Here is an 18557-nt window from a genome sequence, read left to right as displayed (position 1 = left end):
GGGCCAGCAACACCCCTTGAGACATTGCATGTTCTAACGAGTATGTAATGTCTTTCCTCTTGTTTCAAAATATTGAACGGTAATTCAAATGAAAAATGCAACATTCCAATTGATACGCTGTTTATGCATAACATTGCTGTTAATCTCTCAAACAAGTGCAAAGCAACCAAGCAACCTCGGCGCTCCCGACCGTCATCCTAATGCAAAAATCGCAATCGTCGCGCATCGTGGTGCTAATAATATTGCTCCAGAAAATACTTTTGCAGCAGCTAAATTTTGCCACAAATGGAATCTCGATTTTATCGAAATTGATATTCGCACATCAGCCGATGGCATTATCTATCTAATACATGATCTTTCAATCGAAAAGTTCTCCGACAAGAAAATCTCATTCAATAAACTTCATTCCGATCAAATTGATCAAATCGATGCAGGCTTATGGTTTGACGATAAATATAAAGGTGAAAGTATCCCCCGCCTTCGAAATTTCCTTCAATGGGCACGTGGACACATTAAAGTTTATATTGATATCAAGGACGTCGACCCGATCACTTTCATCCAAATCATCGAAGAAACTAAAATGTCGGACCAAATATTCTATTGGTCAAACTCTGAGAAAATCATTCGTGAAATCCGCCGTATCGCTCCAGAATATCAACTCAAGATGAATGCACATTCTGTAGAAAAACTAATCGAAGTTTACAATCAATACCGTCCTGAAATCATTGAAGTGCGAGCAGAAAACCTCACTCGTCCTCTGATTGAAAAAATACACTCGCTCAACATGAAAGCAATGGTCTACACCACGCGAAACGATGAGTACGCATTCAGCCGCGCAATCCAACTTAATTGCGACATGTTCAACACCAATCATCCTCGCAACTTAATTAATATCGAACATGATCTTTTAAGCCAGCAAAATCATTCAAACAACCAGAAACACAACTAATCCAACGACAATTATTCACTAAGAAAATATTATGAAAAAACTGATCACTCTAATATCTGCTGTATTACTATTTATCTCATTATCAACTAATACTAGTAATGCCAACAACGAATCTCCCGTCACCAGCGACAAGCAAGGCCGACTTTTTCTCAAACAATCTCTTGGTCACAGCCATAATGATTACTACCAACGCAACCCACTTCACTATGCTCTAAAAGCCAATATGTTCAGCATCGAAGCTGATATCTTTCACAAAGATGGTGAACTCTATGTCGCACACAGTCGCGATGAGATCAAACCTAGCCGGACCCTCAAAAAACTATACCTCGATCCACTCAATAAGCATTTCAAAAAACATGGCAGCATCGACACTGAACATCCATTCGGCGGCCAAGTCCGAACATCCGGCCTCCCCCTCATCCTTATGGTTGACTTCAAAAACGACGGCCTCAAATGCTGGCAAACACTCGAAAAACAGCTCGCACAATACCCAAACCTCTTTCGTCACGTCGCCATCGACAACGAAAAAACAACGATCACCCCAGCCCCCGTCATCGTTGTCGCCTCCGGCCAGCGTCCTGTGAAGCAAATCTCGAAAGCTACAGAACGATTTGTCGGTATCGACGGACGATACAGCACCGACTACCACTCACAAGCCCCTGCTCATCTCATGCCCATGATCTCCACTTCCTTTTCAGAATTCCTCAAATCCGTTGGCAGTCAAAACCCCAACGATATCCTCATCGCATTAACCGATTTCAAAAGCGCCGCCCACCAGAAAGGACGAATCGCCCGTATCTGGGCCACTCCTGACTCCACGAAAATGTGGCAGCTCCTCTACCAGTCCGGCATACAACTCATCAACACCGACAAACCCATACAACTTGCTAAGTACCTCAACTCTCAATCCCAACGATCCAACACCTCCACGGCAAATGCAGAGCAAAATCTAAACAAATAAACCTCTATTCCCCCAGATATCCTGTTCTTTCTACGCTTTGAGGCATGCAAACGCATGCCTCTTTTTCTTTCCCCCGCACCCAAAACGCGCATTAAAAAAACGCTGATTACCTCAGCGTTTTCCATCCATCCTATTAAAGCGGGTGAAGAGACTCGAACTCTCAACATTCAGCTTGGAAGGCTGACACTCTACCAATTGAGTTACACCCGCTAGTTCGGCCAAGATTATAGCACCTCCCCATAAACCCTTGCAACACGCCCCTACCAACCGTACTTCCACCCACTTATCCCTATCCTCCCCTCCCCCATCACCCAGCTTAAACTCGCACCCAACCTCGTTTACAATACACTTCCAGCTTTTTCCACAGCTTTACCCCAAGGATCTCCCATGGACACCTCACACGTCGAACTCCTCGCACCCGCAGGCTGCTTCCCCTCACTACAAGCAGCCATCAACGCCGGCGCAGACGCCATCTACTTCGGCCTCGGCAACCTCAATATGCGCTCTGTCGCACGTAGATCCTTCGACACCACCGACCTCCCCGAGATCATGGCCCGTGTCAAAGCCGCACCCGCCGTCCATTCCGGCAAACCCATCAAAGCCTATCTCGCTCTCAACACTGTTGTCTACGACAACGAACTCGACAAAGCCCGTGAAATCCTCACACAAGCCAAAGCCAACAACGTCGACGCCGTCATCCTCGCAGATATGGCCATCCTCCAGATCGCCAAAGATCTCGACCTACCCGTCCACCTCTCCACTCAACTTTCCATCTCCAATTATCAAGCGCTTAGCTTCTACGCACCTCACTGCGAACGCGTCGTCCTCGCACGCGAATGTTCCCTCTCTAAAATCCGTGTCATCCATGAACAAATCCAGTCTAACCATCTATTAGGAAACACCGGACACCTCATGGAACTCGAAGCCTTTGCCCACGGCGCGCTCTGTATCGCCACCTCTGGCCGCTGCTCCATGTCGCTCTATCACGAAGGTCTCTCCGCCAATCGTGGTGCCTGCCGCCAGCTCTGCCGACGTTCCTACAAAGTCACCGACACAGACACCGGCCAAGAAATGACCCTCGACAACAACTTCGTCTTTTCACCCTCCGATATCGCCGTCATCGACATCCTCGATCAGGTCATCGCCTCTGGCATCTCCGTTCTCAAAGTCGAAGGTCGCGGCCGCGCCCCCGAATACGTACACACCGTCATCACCGCATACCGCAAAGCACTCACCGCACTCCGAAACAATACCTACAACAAAGACTTCGTCGAATCTCTCTTCACTGACCTCAAAACCGTCTACAACCGCGACCTCTCCACCGGCTACTATCTCGGCAAGCCTCAAGAATGGTCGAAAAAATACGGTTCAAAAGCCACGCACACCAAAACCATCGTTGGCCCCGTCACCAACTTCTTCACCAAACTAAACGTCGCTGAAATCCACGCCCAAGCCGCTCCCATCTCCGTCGGCGACAAGTTCGCCATCATCGGCCCAACCACCGGCGTACTCGAAGGCATCATCACCGAACTTCGCGTCGACGAACAATCTGTCCAAACCGCCCCGCAAGGCTCCCGCTTCTCTCTCAAGCTCCCCAACCGTGTCCGCCGCTCCGACTCCTTCTACTACATGAAACCAGCAGCCAACTAACCCCAAACATCAACGCGTCTTAACTAGCTTAATCGGCACCTCAAACACAAACTCATATCGATAGTAATCATCATGCAAATCATTAAACTCTAACCCCGTTCCATCGTGGATCAACGCAATACGCTGTTCAGGACGAACGAATCGCCCGCGAAGCCGATACCTCAGCGTAATATCATCATTCTTTTTTCCCTGCAATGTTAAATGAAATTCACCTCTCCCCCAATAATCCAACTCACGATAGGTTGCTCCCTCCACTTCAAAATCTTCAATAAACCAAACAACATCAAACACGTCATCGTCAATCCATATAGATTCCGAAACCCCCGAATAAGCCGTTAAACTCCAATCACTCACTCCCTTATATTTACAAATCACTTTAACTTGCGGCTCAAAATCAACGTCAACCGCAGCTACCGCCAACTTCGCCAACAGCTCATCCGAAATCCTATCATTCCTTAAGTAAACCGATATGACCTCCCGTAACCAATCTGGGAGAACTACTCCTTCCTCACGACAGATATCAACCTTCTCAACCAAAACCTCACCAATCGCCTCAAGCTGCACACGATCAAACTCATCTTCCTGAATCCGACCAACCACGCGTTCCCAAATCAATGTCCTGTAGTAATCGCTCTCCGCCTCTGCCAGGATATCATTCAAATTCCCCGCCAAATATGCATGATCCCGATAGATCAGCCGCGCTCCCCATGAAGACTCAATCTCATTCTCATACTCTCTCTTCGCAACCGCATACCCAATTACCAATGGAACAACCAAAACAAAAACTCCCAAAGCAACCAAGTGATACTTCGCCCGTCGCTCAATTTTGATACGCCGCCAACTTAAGCTCACTCCACATCCCGGACATGCCTCCAACTCCTCCGGCACCTCCCCACTCAAATCCTCACCGCAGTCTTTGCAGCTCACCCCCGACTTCCGACTGCCACCAAACACCCCAAACCAAATCAGCGCACACCCCGCTACCAGCAAAGGCAAATATAAATTCAACCCAAGGAACCAAACAACATCCAGATATCTTTCCAAAAATCTTATCATCGCGACCTCTTGCAATCACACACAAGCGAAACACCATTGCACCCATCACTCACTCCCAATCAAATCCCACCTCTCCACCTCAACAACGCCCATCGATAGCGAGCCTTTCCAGCACAGCTTTCGCGATCTCGAATAACCTCCAGCCTTAAGCCCGCTGTTCATTTCAATACGCGCACTTCCTATCCCAGGATCCAACGATTCCACATCGCAGTAATAAATATACCGACTCACCCGCGTAATCACATTCCCCTCCTGCCTCACCTTCGCATTTTTTGATGTATTACTAAAATGAAACATCACCACTTCATCATCACCAAAAGTAGCATTCGCTCTAAAGTAAAACGTATACGGATCATCTAAATAAATACTTAAATCACGCCCCACAACCGCCAAATGCTCCGCATCTGTAAGCTTACGACGCTCCGTCCGCTTTAACTCCACCGCAAGCCGAACCCTTTCACCCATCCGTCTCGCAACCATCCGCTCAACCTCAATCTCACTCTTTAATCGTTCTCTATACGTCTCATCCTCAACACCAAATAGCGGCTTGTCGCGCGACTCATACATCACAATCTGCTTCTTCAACACCACTTCTTCCTGCCACAACACATCCGTCGGCCAATCTTCTCGCTTCACTTTCTTCACATTCAATCGCTTCTCACTCTTCACCAACACTCGTTCAATCACAAGCTCAACCTCATTCTCTCCAAACGCCATAACCTCCCCATACCCCGGCAACGTATCATCTCCATACGACGCTTCACGGTAAAATATCACACGCACAGGTTTTCGCGTCTTGCCAAGCTCAATCTCATGATGAACCAACTCACCATTAACCCGAACCTCCTTCACATGCTTCAACTCATAAACATCATCAATCGCTTTGTATGCAGATGGATAATTGGTCCCCGCATTAATCGCAAAATCATACCGCTTCTCTGTAAGCCCTGCCTCCTGTTTCACTCGCCACTCTCGCCCATACCAATCCAAATACAAATTAAACATCATCTGTTCATTTGTATGCATATGCTTCGGCAAAGCCTTAATCACATGCTCCAACTCATAACTTCTGACCTTCGTAATAAACGTCTCATCCCTCAACAACTCACGCAATGTATAGAACACTTCTAACAAATCCCCCTCAGAACCTTGTGATTCTTTCAGCAATTCAATCAACCGCCACTGCCACTCATCTACCTTCAACGGCTGCTCCCGCATATAACCCGCAACCTCACGCAATAAAAGCTCATCCACATTCCGAAGCGAATACTGCGGCGAATACCGCCATTTCACATACTGCCAATGCACCACCCGCCCAAAATGCACACCCATCGGCAACAACAACACCAACACCGCAACCAACATCACACCCCAATGAAACCTACGCCTCACAAACTCCGCCACACCCACTTCATTCAAATACTGACCACACTCCGGGCATCGCCCCTGAAAAACTTTTTCTCGCCCTCGCAATTCATAACCACACCTCCCTCCCCTTCCCCCACAACGCGGCCCGCTCCACACCACCCTCCCTCGCCACGCAACCAGCATCAACAACACAAAACCAACCCCACTACCACTCATCACAACCCAAAATCGCCAGGTCAACAATCCCAATAACCATTCATACATCAAAGTAATCAACCTTCTAGCTCAAAAACATCACTTACACTTACACTTACACCAAAAGTCTCGTCACTGTTTATGACGTAATCAATTCCAATTTGATTCATACACCGACGCCCCTCACTCCCGCACCACCTTCACCTCCATCGCCGCAACCATTTCATAATACGCCCCCACCAAATCCTCTTCATACGGCTTCCTCACCCCCAAATCACCATCCGGCTCCACAAACTTCCCCACCAGCTCAAATCGCAACACATGTTCACCCTGATCCACTTCCCCCACCTCAACTCTCAAATCCTGATACAACGACAAAGCTTCCTTCCAATTCCGCTCAACCGCCTCACCATCTAACTCAACATGCCTCACAAACCAATACACCGGCATACCTCTCACAGACTCCTTCCAACCCGGCTCATTCCAACCCATCACCGCCACCCCTTCACCCTCATCTCCACTCAGCACAACTTTCCCGTCAATCAACTTCGGCTTTCTATAAAACAAATCGATTACCTCCCCAAACTGCTCCCGGCTCACAACCTCCTCATTCAACATCACCTGCAATATCTTCGAATTCGAATCCCAATCAAGCCGCCCATTCACCCCACCCATAGGCAACTTTAAATACCGCATAAACGTCTGCTCAAAAAACGCTCGCTCCTTTTCATCAAACGCGCCCCCCTCAATCCGCTCCACCAATTCCTCCCACACATCGCGATCATCAATCACCTGCCACGCCAACTTCCCCATCACATTCCCCTGCGGCTTAAGCAGTACACCAATCAAGTCATAATCATCCCAACTCCGCACGTCGTAATACCCACGATACGCATAATCAACATACATCAACACCCCTCCACTCAAAATCGGCAACACCAACAAGCAACCCGCCATCACCAACAACAACCCCCGCCTTCTCCCATTCACCCGCACATACCGCACCCCTTTCTTCTCACTCACCGCTGCCCTACAACCCGGACACCCATCCCCCCTCACCAACTCTTCAGGCACCAACCCATCCAACGCTTCCCCGCACCGATTGCATCGCACACCAACCCCCCGACTCCTCCCCCAATACCACATCCCCAGCAACATCAGCGACACCAGAACCGTCGGCAGATAAAAAGCCAAAACCCACACCCACTCGCCATCCATCTGCTCACCAACAAACTCAATCAAATTCATCATGCCGCCCTTTCAAGCATCTCACACAATCTATCAACCAACTCACTCACCGCCCCACTCACCTAAATCCCATCGCTCCACTTTCACTCCCTTCACCTCAATCTCACCATCCCAAAATCCTTCAACATCCCAGTCTCGGCTCAACCATTCATCTCGCTCACCGCGAAGCACCACATCAACCTCCCTCACATCCTCCCCAAGCTCATCCACATCCCCCACATAAGTCTCAACAATCTCGATCACCGGATCGTCCGGAAAGCCTCCCCAATCAACAGAATGCCCAGCTTCGCTTAGCTCAAACACCTGATCACCAAACCTAACCTCCCCAACAAGATTCACCTTCAGCCGATCCGCAACCATCGGCCCCTCGTCATACATCGCCGCCAACAATACCTTGTCCCCCTCCCCAATCTCAACCCGCATCATCCGCCTCATCTCCAACACCAGCCTCACCTTCCCCCGAAACTTCCGCGCAACACACCGCTTCACCGAATACTCGCGCTCCATCTTCGCCGCAAACGTCTCATCCTTCACTAACCCCACCGCCGCATCAACATCCTCAAACAATTCGCACCGGTAGCTCACCCGCTGTTCCTCCAGCCCCATCACATCCGTCGGCCAATCCTCCCGTTTCGTTGGCTCCTCAAACGCAACACCATCATCAACCCGCACAAACCCTCGCTCAATCACCACCTCAATCTCATACGCCCCCGCCTTAAAACGCTTGTTTCCCTTCCCCCGCAACTCAAACTCCCGTCGCCCATAGTCCGATCGCTTTACCTGATCCACGACCCCATCAAACACCTCACCATTCAACGTCACTTCCTTCACCCACCACAGCGGCCGTATCCCCGCCATCTCATCCTTCTTAAACCAATCCGCCTTCTCCTCGCCGCTCACCAGCAACCTCATCCAGCTCCCCCCAAACTGTCGCTTCGTCTCATTCAACCTCATCTCCCCACCATGCCACTCACGCGCAAGCTCAACCCACATCCCCTCATCCATCATCCCCGACTGCGCCATCGACTGATATAACCGATCTCCATAATCACTCAGAAAATCCAAACCCACCTCACTCCGCATCGCCACCTTCATAACCTCACACACCTTTCCCATCTCTTCTCGCGTAATCTGTTTTCCCTTCATCCCCAAATGATGATCCATCGCCCACAACCACTCCTTACCATCCATTACCTCCTCCGGATGCTTCTCCAAATACTTCAAAAACACATCAAACCGCATCGAATATAAACTCATCCCCTCACCTGTCTCCAACATCCGCTGCCATTGATAATCCTGATACACCGCAACACCCCCGCCTACAACCCCAGTAACTCCAATCAAACTCAATGTTAAAATCAAAACCCGCCAGCTAAACCGCCCCTGCACATACCTCACCGCTCCAACCTCCCCCAAATACTGTCCGCACTCCGGGCATTGCTTGCTCTTAAAATCCTTCATCCCGCGCAATTCATACCCACACCGCCTTCCCCCCCCGATCATCCTCCCCACTTTCCCCTCACACCGCGGCCCACTCCACACCATCCGCCCCTTCCACGCCGCCAACAACAAACAAACCACCGGCAACGCCGTCAAACTCAGCACCCCCAATGTCTGAAAAATAAAAATCACAAAGTAATATCGATTGCCCATCATCAGCTCCCTCGAGAAGTCCCCCTTAAAACCTCAATAAACCCAACCACGCTCACCAAACAATTTCATCAATCCTACATTGAATTAGACGAGACCCTCATTCATTTCTTTCACCCCATCTTCTTATATTTCCCACACTCATTTCATCAGCCACGTCACCTATCACATCCAAAATACCACCACACTTCACCATACATTTCATCAACCACACCATCTATCATTTTACTCATAGCGAACACACTCATCCCCCCCACACTCACACTCACACACGCACTCACACACGCACTCACACACGCACGCACACGCACACACACGCACACACACGCACACACACGCACACACACGCACACACACACGCACACACACGCACACACACGCACACACACGCACACACACGCACACACACACACGCACACACACGCACACGCACGCACACACACGCACACACTTATAAAAACAACAAATTCTCATTTCCGAGTATTGAGAATTGATTCACCGAAGATCACAAGATCTAAGCCCTCATTCTGTTTCACTAGACTTAACCAACCGTATGCCTACCTGTATATAGACCTGTCTACACAAACACACAGCACTTCAATTGCAAAAATCCATTTCCTCTTACTTAACAATTTCCACGTTACCACTCTTCAAGCTCCCCTTCACGCATTACCGCAACCCTTCAAATTCGGACAAAAAACAAAAACATACCCAATACCCTCGCCATCACCTCTTATTACCTCTTTTCACCATCAAACATCCATCACCAAGCAAAACGATCAACTACATAAAACGATATCAGGCGACATCAGACGATCACTCATACAAAACAATCAAGCAAACAGAATGCGCGCACAAACCCAGCATCACAGCCTGAATACCACTCATTTCTGATCTTATTCTGGCCTGTTTTACACCAAAATTCACCGTTTTCTCCCCATTTCGTCCCATTACTCAACGATTCTCGTACGCGCCGCCCCCAAACTCCTCAAATCGCGCGCACAAAACCGCTCTTCACCCTCATTTTCTGCCCCACTTAGCTCACAAAACATGCATTATTTAACATTTTCGCCCATCAATTTAACATACTCAACCATATTGCCTTTTCAAAATCCGCCTTAAATCGACCGCACAAAATCCTTTTTCGCGACATTTTGTGCGCACAATCCACTCTTACCCCACACTCCCCCCCTTCTAATCCCACTCGCAGCTCCGACTCACGCACGCCCTACACCACCTCATCCACAAAATCGCGCTCCATGCCCCGCTGCCCCATCTTTCTCCCCGAACGCTCCGTGACAACTCGCCGTAATACAGTAAAATCAACATGTTATAAATTCAGGCTCCACCTGGCTGTAAATCACACTAAATTTTCCTCATAGGCTTCTAAGTCGATTTCCCAGCCATTTTTTAGGATTGAATACCGATGAATCTCGATCAACACCGCTATGTACTCCCCGCGCGGGACATCCCAACGGCTTGGTACAACATCGCCGCCGACCTCCCAGAAGCCATCCCCCCACATCTCAACCCGCAAACCGGCCAACCGGCAACCCCACAAGAAATGGGCGCCATCTTCCCGCAGGAAATCATCAAGCAGGAAGTTTCAACCGAGCGATGGATTGAGATTCCCGAACCTGTCCGTGAAAAACTCGCCATCTGGCGGCCTTCCCCACTGGTTCGCGCTATTCAACTCGAAAAACATCTCAAAACACCCGCGCGTATCTATTACAAATACGAAGGTGTTTCGCCGACTGGGTCACATAAACCCAACTCTGCGGTCGCGCAAGCCTACTACAACAAACAGGAAGGCATTAAGCGCATCGCCACTGAAACCGGTGCCGGCCAGTGGGGTTGCTCCCTTGCATTTGCATGCGACCTGTTCGACATCGAATGCAAAGTCTACATGGTCAAAGTTTCTTATGAGCAAAAACCATTCCGTCGCTCGATGATGGAACTTTTCGGCGCCTCCTGTATCCCATCACCTTCAAACGAAACCGAAGCGGGTCGTGCCTTGCTTGCCAAAGATCCGAACTGTACAGGTGCGTTGGGCATTGCGATTACAGAAGCGATTGAAGATGCGGCAGGGCGTGAGGACACTAACTATGCGTTAGGGTCTGTTTTAAATCACGTATGTCTGCATCAAACAGTCATCGGCCTTGAACTGAAGAAACAATTGGCGATGGCGGAAGATACGCCGGACATCCTGATCGGTTGTGCGGGCGGCGGGTCGAACCTTGCTGGCATGATCTTCCCATACGTAAAAGAGCGTATGGAAGGCAAAGGCCCGCAATTACTCGCAGTTGAACCTTCTGCGTGTCCAACACTCACACGCGGTAAATACGCTTATGACTACGGTGACTCCATCGGCCTCGCACCGATGGCACCGATGTATACCCTTGGCCACACATTCGTTCCGTCCGGCATTCATGCTGGCGGACTCAGGTATCACGGCATGGGGCCGACCATTTCTATGGTTCGTAAGCTCGGCTTGCTTGATGCGGTTTCGTATCACCAGAACGAATGCTTTGAAGCAGGCGTCACTTTTGCACGCGTTGAAGGCATTTGCCCGGCACCTGAATCTACACATGCGGTTAAGGGTGCCATTGACGAAGCGCTAAAATGCAAAGAGACTGGCGAAGAAAAATGTATCGTCTTCAATCTTTCTGGCCATGGCCACTTCGATATGCTTTCTTACGACAAATATCTTGCAGGTGATCTTGAAGATTATTCATTGCCACAAGAAAACATCGACACGGCATTGAATAATTTGCCGGAAGCAGCGGCGGAAACATCGATCAGCTAAATGATCTTGAAATAGAAGCAGCATACTAAACCGTGACTTAGGGTCACGGTTTCTTTATCATGTATTGATCATGGAAACACCCATCATGCATGATGATACAGACATTCGTTGCGCCGACATGCCGGATATTTTTTCGGATGAACAAAAACCGATGGGTCGAATTGGTCATACGATTTCTGTCAAACCAATCCTGGATATAACATCGGAGAAAATCACGCTTATACCGATGCGATTTCCGGTCATACAAATCATACGAAACGCATTTATCACCCTTATACTTTTCATTGCGTTCTACATTGGTATTGGTTATTTTGTTCCTCCTTCATTTATCACGCCGATGGTCGTTTCTCTCCGTCTTACTGCTATCATCATGACATGTATCACAATCCTGTGGATGATTGCTTTTCCGTTAGCTATCACGTATTACACGAGAAGTAACCGTCAAACATTGGTTATCCATCCACAATCCGAGACTATTGAACTCATTCAATATAAAAAAACCATATCAATTCAGGATGTTGCATACATCCAATACATCACGCTCACAACGGCATACATTGTGAAAAACACAAAGTGTGTTCGCGAAGACGAGGTGGATACAAAGGGCTTTATGGCAAACGAAATCAATCTTGTTTACGATGATAACGGCAAGCGAAGGCGTATTAATATTGCACGCAGTCGTCACTCATTGAAATATATATTGAAGGATTTAAAGCCGTTCTTATCTCAACCCGTTTTGATATTCAAACAAAAGTCTTCTGGGATAACAATCAAAAAGTTTAATTAAAGCTTATTCCTGATTATCGCTCTTGAAAATTGAGAGGACGAGACATGCATCTGGTCATAACAGCTCTCTGAAACAGCGGCTATTAGGGTTACGGGAATTGTGAAGACAAAAAATCTTGTTTTAGGATGGCACGGACGATCGAGTCGGTTAGTTTACCGTTGTGGTTGAGGTGCTGGCGGAGTGTGCCTTCATGGGCCATGTTGAGTTTTTCCATGATGCGGCCGGAGGCTGTGTTTTCGGGAACGTGATACGAGTAAATACGGTTGAGGTTGCAAACGTTAAAGCCATAATCGAGTATCGCTTTTGCAGCCTCGGTCACGTAACCATTGCTCCAATAGGGTTGCCCGATCCAGTAGCCGAGTTCGGCGTGGCGATGATGCATACTCATCATGCCGAGTGAGACGACGCCGATGGGCTGGTTGGTGTCTTTGATGATGATGGCGAAATTGATGCCGGTCTGATTTTCTCGCATCTTTTCATGTGTGGCGATCCAGTCAGTTGCGTGCTGCAGCTCATACGGACTGGGGAGAAAGTTGATGTATTTGCTGATGATGTTGTCTTTGAGCAGGTCGTAGACGCGGGGCGCGTCGTCGGCAGTGAAGTGGCGGAGGATCAGACGATCGGTTTTTAACTGTGTGTTAGTTTGGTTGGTTTGGTTGATTGCGGCCATGTTTACCCCATTCGGATTTTAGTAAGCCGTACCAGACAATGTCGTGGTACTGGTTGTTGTGAAAGATGTGATTGCGAAAGATGCCTTCTTGAGTCATACCGAGTTTTTGCATGACATGGCTGGAGGCGGTATTGAGGGCGAGATGATGAGCGGTAATGCGGTTGAGGTTGTATGCGTTGAACCAGTGGTCAATTGCGGCGTTGAGCGCTTCGGTCATGTAGCCTTGGTTACGGTAGTCTGAGCCGAGCCAGAAACCGATTTCGGCATGACGGTGATGTGCTGTGACGGTTAGATTGGCGAGCCCAATCAGTTGGTCAGTGGATTGGAGGCAGATGGCGAGATGGGAGCCTGTTTTCTTTTCGATGTCTTTCAGGTTGTCGGTGATTCGCTGAAGGATTTCATCGCAAGTATATGGGTGCGGTGTTCCGGGTGCGGCGTGGGCGACGGAGCCGTCTGTCATCAACTGCTCAATCTGATCGGCATCAGATTGAGCGATATCGCGAAGATAAAGACGTTTGGTTTTGAGATGCTTAGGGGCCATGCGGCTATTTTATGGTTAGGTGGCAGTGAGGTAAATGGCTGAGGAGCGGAAAGATGCTCGCTCAGAGATGAGGCAGAAAGTCGTTGTGGGGTGGTGGAGGGATTGAGGCATGAGCTCGGCGAACGTGGCCTCCGGAAGTCGCCGGCTATTTTGAGTTGCAGGAATTATATTGGTTAGGAAGTGGGTTTGTCTTTGTCGCAGGTGCAGTTGCCGCAACAACCATCCCCCACACCCCCGAAAGATTCTTTCTGGGCGTGATTGGTAGCGGCGACTTTGACGACTTCAACGAAGTGCTTGGCTTTGACGTCGAGGAAGTCGTGGAGTTGATGGCGACAGGAGATACCGCAAGCGACGATGGTCTTGCCTTCGGAGACGGCTTTGCGGACGGCGGGGAAGAGTCGTTCTTCGCCGACGAGTTTGGAGACGTCGAATTGTTCGTAGCCGAAGGATCCGGCCATGCCGCAACAACCTGCGCCGGCTTCTTCGCAGGAAGCATCTGACATATTTTCGTAGAGTGTTTCGATGGCGGTTGTGCCAAACATAGCTTTCTGGTGGCAGTGGCCGTGTAGAAGGATGTCGCCGACGGTTGATTCGAGAGAGATGCCTTCTTCTTGGAGGAAGATGTCGATCATCTTGACGCGAGCGGCAACACGCTTACACATTTCAGTATCGTCGATGAGGTCAGGGAGATCGTCAACAAGCGAGGAAGCACAGGATGGCTCTAAGCATAAGATAGGTGCCCCCCCTGAATTTGGGTTATTGGCGTCACGACCGATTTTGTCTAGATTTTGAATTGTTTTGGTGCCGAGCTTTTTGGCTTCTCGGACGAGGCCTTTGGACATGCGTGTGCGTTGGCAGCAGCCTGCGTTGGCGATGATGACTTCGTAGCCGGCGGCTTCGAGAAGGTCGACGGCGGCGAGGCCGACGTGTGGTTCGAAGTAGTTAGCGTAGGTATCGTCAAAGAGAACGACTTTCTTCCCCCCCATGTTCGTCACGTTGGTTGCAGGAGTTGACTGTTGAGAAGGCGCGCGATGGTTACGTTTTGCGAGTTCTTTTTTGAGGGTTGTGGTTGCGAAGGGCGGCATGGGTCGGCGGCGGTCTATGCCGAGGAATTTTTCCATGAGAATGTTTACGCCGGGAAGTTTCATCATGGCGTTATTGATGTGGGCGAGTGGGCCTGCGATGAGTTTAGCGGTTTGTGGTACACGGCCCATGAGTTTGTAACCGAGGGGTGTGCCGTGCGCGTCGTGGTGCATTTGGAGGGTATCGGATTTGAGCTTGGCCATGTCGACGGCGTTGGGGCATTCGGACTTGCATGCCTTACATGCGAGGCAGAGGTCGAGGACTTTTTTGAGTCGAGTGGAGGAGAGGCCGAGTTTGCCGAGTTGATTGGACATGGCAAGACGGAGGGCGTTTGCGCGGCCGCGGGTCGTGGCTTCTTCGTCGCGTGTTGCCATGTAGGAAGGACACATGGTGCCAGATCCGACTTTGCGGCAAGCGCCGACACCGTTGCATTGTTCGACGGCGAGTTGAAAGCCGCCTTGATCGTGGTAGTTGTAATTTGATGGGATTTCGGCGACGCGGTATTGATCGCCATAGCGCAGGTTAGAGATCATGGATGGCGTATCGATGATCTTGCCGGGGTTCATGAGGTTTTTGGGATCAAAGATATTTTTGATTTGTTTGAAAGCGTCGTAGATTTGCTGGCCGTAGTAGGTGGGAATGAATTGACCGCGTACGATACCGTCGCCGTGTTCACCGGCGAAGGTGCCGCCGTATTCGCAGACTTTATGGAAAGCGGCTTCGGCGATCTCGACCATTTTCTGGCGTTGCTCGGGGTCGTGCAGATCGATCATAGGCCGGAAGTGGATGACGCCAACAGAAGAGTGAGCGTACATTGAAGTGGGAACGTTTTTGTCGGTGCAAATTTGTTTGAGGTAGGCGATGTAGTCGCCGAGAACTTCGACGGGGACGCAGGCGTCTTCGACGAAGGCTTGGCCTTTGATAGGGCCTTTGACGTTGGAGATGAGGCCGAGGCCAAGCTTGCGGACTTCCCAGACGTCATTGATGCGCTTGGGATCGGTACGGACGTGATGTGCGTAGCCTATGCCTTTGGATTTCATGGCTTCGGCGAAGGCTAACATGCGGTTAGATGCTTCTTCGGGGGTTTCTGCGAAGACTTCGACGACCTGGATGGCGGCAGGTGTTCGTGTTGTGTTTTCAGGGTCATCGGGATGCGGATCAATGAAGGTGGCCATGTGTTTGGTGGCAGGATTACGCATGGCTTCGTCGAGGACAACTTTATCGAGAAGCTCGACGGCAGAAGGATCGTGCTTATTAATTTCTGGGACAGCGCGAAGGGATTCGATATCGTCATCGAAGTGGACGGCACAGATGGCAGTGGCTTTGGGGAGCGGTGTGAGTTTGATTTTTGCTTCGAGGAGGATGCCGATGGTTCCTTCGGAGCCGACGAGGAGGTTGGAGAGATTCCAGAGGCGATGACCGGCGTTGTCGCGGCCGCCAATCGGGCCGGTGTAGCCAGCGCCGTCGACGAATTCGTCGAGGTTGTAGCCTGAGACACGGCGCATGACTTTGGGGTAGCGTGATTTGATTTCATCGGCGTTTTGTTCAATGACTTGCCTAACTTGTCGATAGACATCGCCCTCACGATCTGTGAGCTCTTCTTTGTGTTGCCAATCGGTTTGGTTAAGCGATTCGCATTCGAGTATGGTGCCGTCATCGAGCGCGAAGGTGCATGAGATGACGTTGTCGATGGCTTTGCCGTAGACGATGGAGCGTGTGCCGGAAGTGTTGTTGCCGATCATACCGCCGATGGTTGCGCGTGAGCCGGTGGCGGGGTCGGGTGAGAAGTGCAGACCTGTCCCTGTCGGGGTGTTTAGTTTTGCGAATTGGGCGTTGATGCGGTCACGGACTGCGCCGGGTTGAACGCGAGCCCATTGTTCGGCTTCGTTGACTTCGAGGACTTTGTCCATGTATTTGGAGAAGTCGAGGACGATACCGGGACCGAAGGTTTGACCGGAGAGGGAGGTGCCGCCGCCGCGTGAAGTGAGGGGGATGTTGTGTTTATGGGCAATTTTGATGGCGTGGATGGTGTCGGCATTGTCTTTAGGGACGACGATGCAGGATGGCATCATTTGGTAGTGAGATGCATCGGTGGCATAGATGCCACGGGTCATTTGATCGAAGGTGACATCGCCTTGGATATTTTGTTTGAGTTCGCGTTTGAAGCGGTCAATTTGCTCAGTTGTCATCGGTCTTGTCGCCCTTGCAGGGGTGTATCTTATGTAGTTGAAGTCACTGAAGACCACTGCCACGAGCCCAATCTGGAGGTATTGTAACGCAGAGGGGGTGAGGTAGTGAACTGTACAAGGGAGGTGTGTAATGAGTGTTCATTTTTTATACAATATCGCTCATTGAGCAACAATTTACTAGGCATAGAGGCACATAATTATTTTTATAAACCCTTGTTTTTTTGCTTCTAAAGGGTATTTTAAGGGGAAGGATAGGCAAATATGAATACACCTTCTGCGAATATTAAAAATTGGCTGATTCAATCAATTCGTAATGGGAAGTTTCCACCGGGAACACCATTGCCAACCCGCCATCAGTTGATGGCTCAGTTTAATGTCGCGAGAGCGACAGCAGACAGGGCGATTAATGATCTGATATCTGAATCATGGGCTTATTCAAGGAAGGGATCGGGTACATTTGCCTCGATACCGGAAAAGGCTGAGCCACGGCTGTTCTTTGTAAATGCCTCGTTGCATTTTGCGCAACGCGTGTGTTCGCAGTTACAAAATCGGATTCCATATGAGTTATTGTCGTTGAGTGAGGTGAATGCTCAGCTGCCGCGGATTTCGAAGCCGGGATCGAGGGTGGTTTGGTATATTCCGCATGAGAATTCGTTTCACTTTATCTATATGCTAGCGAATGCGAGTGTGCCTCAGATATTAATTAGCCGACATCATCATCGCACGTCTTTTGTCGATACGGACGAGATCGTTGGTGTGAAAAGTGCGATTGATCGGGTCCATGCGATTTATCCGGATTTGGATTGGGGTTTATTATTGCCGCCATTTGTGCCTGATTTGCCGTATTGGTATGAGCGAGAGATTGGTGCGTATACTGCATTACACGGCCTGAATAAGATTCCGAATTTGGTGGTCAGAGCTAAGGGGACGACACCTCATGCGTATTGGCAGGCTTCATCTGAGTTTTTAGAGAAGATGAAGCGTCCACAGATTATGTTCTGTCCTGAAATCCAACTGGCTTCGCAGTTATATTCTTTGACGTACGAGCGAAAGATTCGCTTAGGCCAGGATCTTCATATGGTGTTAACTGATTTTGAAGACAACCTGCAACACTCAAGTGGTGTTTATATGCTGGAGCGTGATTGGGATTCGATGGCGGATACGACGGCTGAATGGGCGTTGCCGCAGGAGACGCCGCTGATTCAGAAGAAAATAAATTACAAATCGTTTACCGGCGATTTGGTTCTTGTATAGATAAACAAAATGAGTTGTGGAGGATCTTGCGAGAGACTCATCGATTTCGTTGCATCATGTAGGTATTGGCTGCTCAGAGTTGCTGTTTGAGATGACGGCGGGTTGAGAGGTTATAGATACTGCTTGCGCAATGATGGGTATTGCATGGAT

Annotated in this window: 13 protein-coding genes and 1 tRNA gene; 6 read left to right on the top strand and 8 right to left on the bottom strand. The window is 49.5% G+C overall.

Going from position 1 to position 18557, the window contains the following annotated elements; genetic code table 11:
* The first annotated feature begins 88 nt into the window (after window positions 1-88).
* Window positions 89-949: a glycerophosphodiester phosphodiesterase gene (locus KS4_RS01275; RefSeq protein ID WP_145073461.1), complete on the top strand. Its 861-nt coding sequence runs from the start codon at window positions 89-91 to the stop codon at window positions 947-949.
* 31 nt (window positions 950-980) lie between these two features.
* Window positions 981-1910, top strand: coding sequence for a PI-PLC domain-containing protein (locus KS4_RS01270; protein WP_145073458.1), 930 nt, complete (start codon window positions 981-983; stop codon window positions 1908-1910).
* A gap of 137 nt (window positions 1911-2047) precedes the next feature.
* Here KS4_RS01270 and KS4_RS01265 read toward each other — a convergent pair.
* Window positions 2048-2120: transfer RNA gene (locus tag KS4_RS01265), tRNA-Gly, on the bottom strand.
* A 177-nt stretch (window positions 2121-2297) separates the two neighbouring features.
* Here KS4_RS01265 and KS4_RS01260 point away from each other — a divergent pair.
* Window positions 2298-3560: a peptidase U32 family protein gene (locus KS4_RS01260; protein WP_145073455.1), complete on the top strand. Its 1263-nt coding sequence runs from the start codon at window positions 2298-2300 to the stop codon at window positions 3558-3560.
* A 9-nt stretch (window positions 3561-3569) separates the two neighbouring features.
* Here the strand turns inward: KS4_RS01260 and KS4_RS01255 are convergent, their stop codons facing one another.
* The 4 genes from KS4_RS01255 to KS4_RS01240 all read right to left on the bottom strand — a co-directional run bounded on the left by KS4_RS01255 (window position 3570) and on the right by KS4_RS01240 (window position 9080).
* On the bottom strand, window positions 3570-4616 hold the full coding sequence (locus KS4_RS01255; RefSeq protein WP_145073452.1) for a hypothetical protein: 1047 nt from the start codon (window positions 4614-4616) through the stop codon (window positions 3570-3572).
* Window positions 4617-4661: 45 nt separating this feature from the next.
* Complete coding sequence (locus KS4_RS01250) at window positions 4662-6248, bottom strand: hypothetical protein (RefSeq protein WP_145073449.1); 1587 nt, start codon at window positions 6246-6248, stop codon at window positions 4662-4664.
* 114 nt (window positions 6249-6362) lie between these two features.
* Entirely contained in the window at window positions 6363-7430 is a 1068-nt protein-coding gene (locus tag KS4_RS01245) for a hypothetical protein (RefSeq protein WP_145073446.1), read from the bottom strand.
* A gap of 39 nt (window positions 7431-7469) precedes the next feature.
* Window positions 7470-9080 (bottom strand): hypothetical protein, encoded by a 1611-nt coding sequence (locus tag KS4_RS01240; protein WP_200761449.1) that lies wholly within the window; start codon window positions 9078-9080, stop codon window positions 7470-7472.
* Window positions 9081-10503: 1423 nt separating this feature from the next.
* Here KS4_RS01240 and KS4_RS01230 point away from each other — a divergent pair.
* On the top strand, window positions 10504-11883 hold the full coding sequence (locus KS4_RS01230) for a TrpB-like pyridoxal phosphate-dependent enzyme (RefSeq protein WP_145073437.1): 1380 nt from the start codon (window positions 10504-10506) through the stop codon (window positions 11881-11883).
* Window positions 11884-11953: 70 nt separating this feature from the next.
* Window positions 11954-12670, top strand: a complete 717-nt coding sequence (locus tag KS4_RS01225) for a hypothetical protein (protein ID WP_145073434.1) — start codon at window positions 11954-11956, stop codon at window positions 12668-12670.
* Window positions 12671-12758: 88 nt separating this feature from the next.
* Here KS4_RS01225 and KS4_RS01220 read toward each other — a convergent pair whose 3' ends face one another.
* The 3 genes from KS4_RS01220 to KS4_RS01210 form a co-directional block, all read right to left on the bottom strand.
* Window positions 12759-13340 (bottom strand): GNAT family N-acetyltransferase, encoded by a 582-nt coding sequence (locus KS4_RS01220; RefSeq protein WP_145073431.1) that lies wholly within the window; start codon window positions 13338-13340, stop codon window positions 12759-12761.
* Window positions 13309-13881 (bottom strand): GNAT family N-acetyltransferase, encoded by a 573-nt coding sequence (locus KS4_RS01215; RefSeq protein ID WP_145073429.1) that lies wholly within the window; start codon window positions 13879-13881, stop codon window positions 13309-13311. Before KS4_RS01215 ends, KS4_RS01220 begins: the two co-directional genes overlap by 32 nt.
* A 173-nt stretch (window positions 13882-14054) precedes the next feature.
* Complete coding sequence (locus KS4_RS01210; RefSeq protein WP_145073426.1) at window positions 14055-17153, bottom strand: FAD-binding and (Fe-S)-binding domain-containing protein; 3099 nt, start codon at window positions 17151-17153, stop codon at window positions 14055-14057.
* 261 nt (window positions 17154-17414) lie between these two features.
* Between KS4_RS01210 and KS4_RS01205 the strand changes: the two genes are divergently transcribed.
* Window positions 17415-18407, top strand: a complete 993-nt coding sequence (locus tag KS4_RS01205; protein ID WP_145073423.1) for a GntR family transcriptional regulator — start codon at window positions 17415-17417, stop codon at window positions 18405-18407.
* Window positions 18408-18557: the final 150 nt, after the last annotated feature.

Origin of the sequence: Poriferisphaera corsica (genome assembly GCF_007747445.1) — a bacterium.
Lineage (GTDB): Bacteria > Planctomycetota > Phycisphaerae > Phycisphaerales > Phycisphaeraceae > Poriferisphaera > Poriferisphaera corsica.
Note: the sequence above shows the minus strand (reverse complement) of the source record. Positions and strands in the feature narration are given on the sequence as shown.

Bases quoted from the DNA above. Each gene is read 5' to 3' on its own strand.
- KS4_RS01275 (WP_145073461.1), top strand. From the start codon at position 89: ATGAAAAATGCAACATTCCAATTGATACGCTGTTTATGCATAACATTG.
- KS4_RS01270 (WP_145073458.1), top strand. From the start codon at position 981: ATGAAAAAACTGATCACTCTAATATCTGCTGTATTACTATTTATCTCA.
- KS4_RS01260 (WP_145073455.1), top strand. From the start codon at position 2,298: ATGGACACCTCACACGTCGAACTCCTCGCACCCGCAGGCTGCTTCCCC.
- KS4_RS01255 (WP_145073452.1), bottom strand. From the start codon at position 4,616: ATGATAAGATTTTTGGAAAGATATCTGGATGTTGTTTGGTTCCTTGGG.
- KS4_RS01250 (WP_145073449.1), bottom strand. From the start codon at position 6,248: ATGTATGAATGGTTATTGGGATTGTTGACCTGGCGATTTTGGGTTGTG.
- KS4_RS01245 (WP_145073446.1), bottom strand. From the start codon at position 7,430: ATGATGAATTTGATTGAGTTTGTTGGTGAGCAGATGGATGGCGAGTGG.
- KS4_RS01240 (WP_200761449.1), bottom strand. From the start codon at position 9,080: ATGGGCAATCGATATTACTTTGTGATTTTTATTTTTCAGACATTGGGG.
- KS4_RS01230 (WP_145073437.1), top strand. From the start codon at position 10,504: ATGAATCTCGATCAACACCGCTATGTACTCCCCGCGCGGGACATCCCA.
- KS4_RS01225 (WP_145073434.1), top strand. From the start codon at position 11,954: ATGGAAACACCCATCATGCATGATGATACAGACATTCGTTGCGCCGAC.
- KS4_RS01220 (WP_145073431.1), bottom strand. From the start codon at position 13,340: ATGGCCGCAATCAACCAAACCAACCAAACTAACACACAGTTAAAAACC.
- KS4_RS01215 (WP_145073429.1), bottom strand. From the start codon at position 13,881: ATGGCCCCTAAGCATCTCAAAACCAAACGTCTTTATCTTCGCGATATC.
- KS4_RS01210 (WP_145073426.1), bottom strand. From the start codon at position 17,153: ATGACAACTGAGCAAATTGACCGCTTCAAACGCGAACTCAAACAAAAT.
- KS4_RS01205 (WP_145073423.1), top strand. From the start codon at position 17,415: ATGAATACACCTTCTGCGAATATTAAAAATTGGCTGATTCAATCAATT.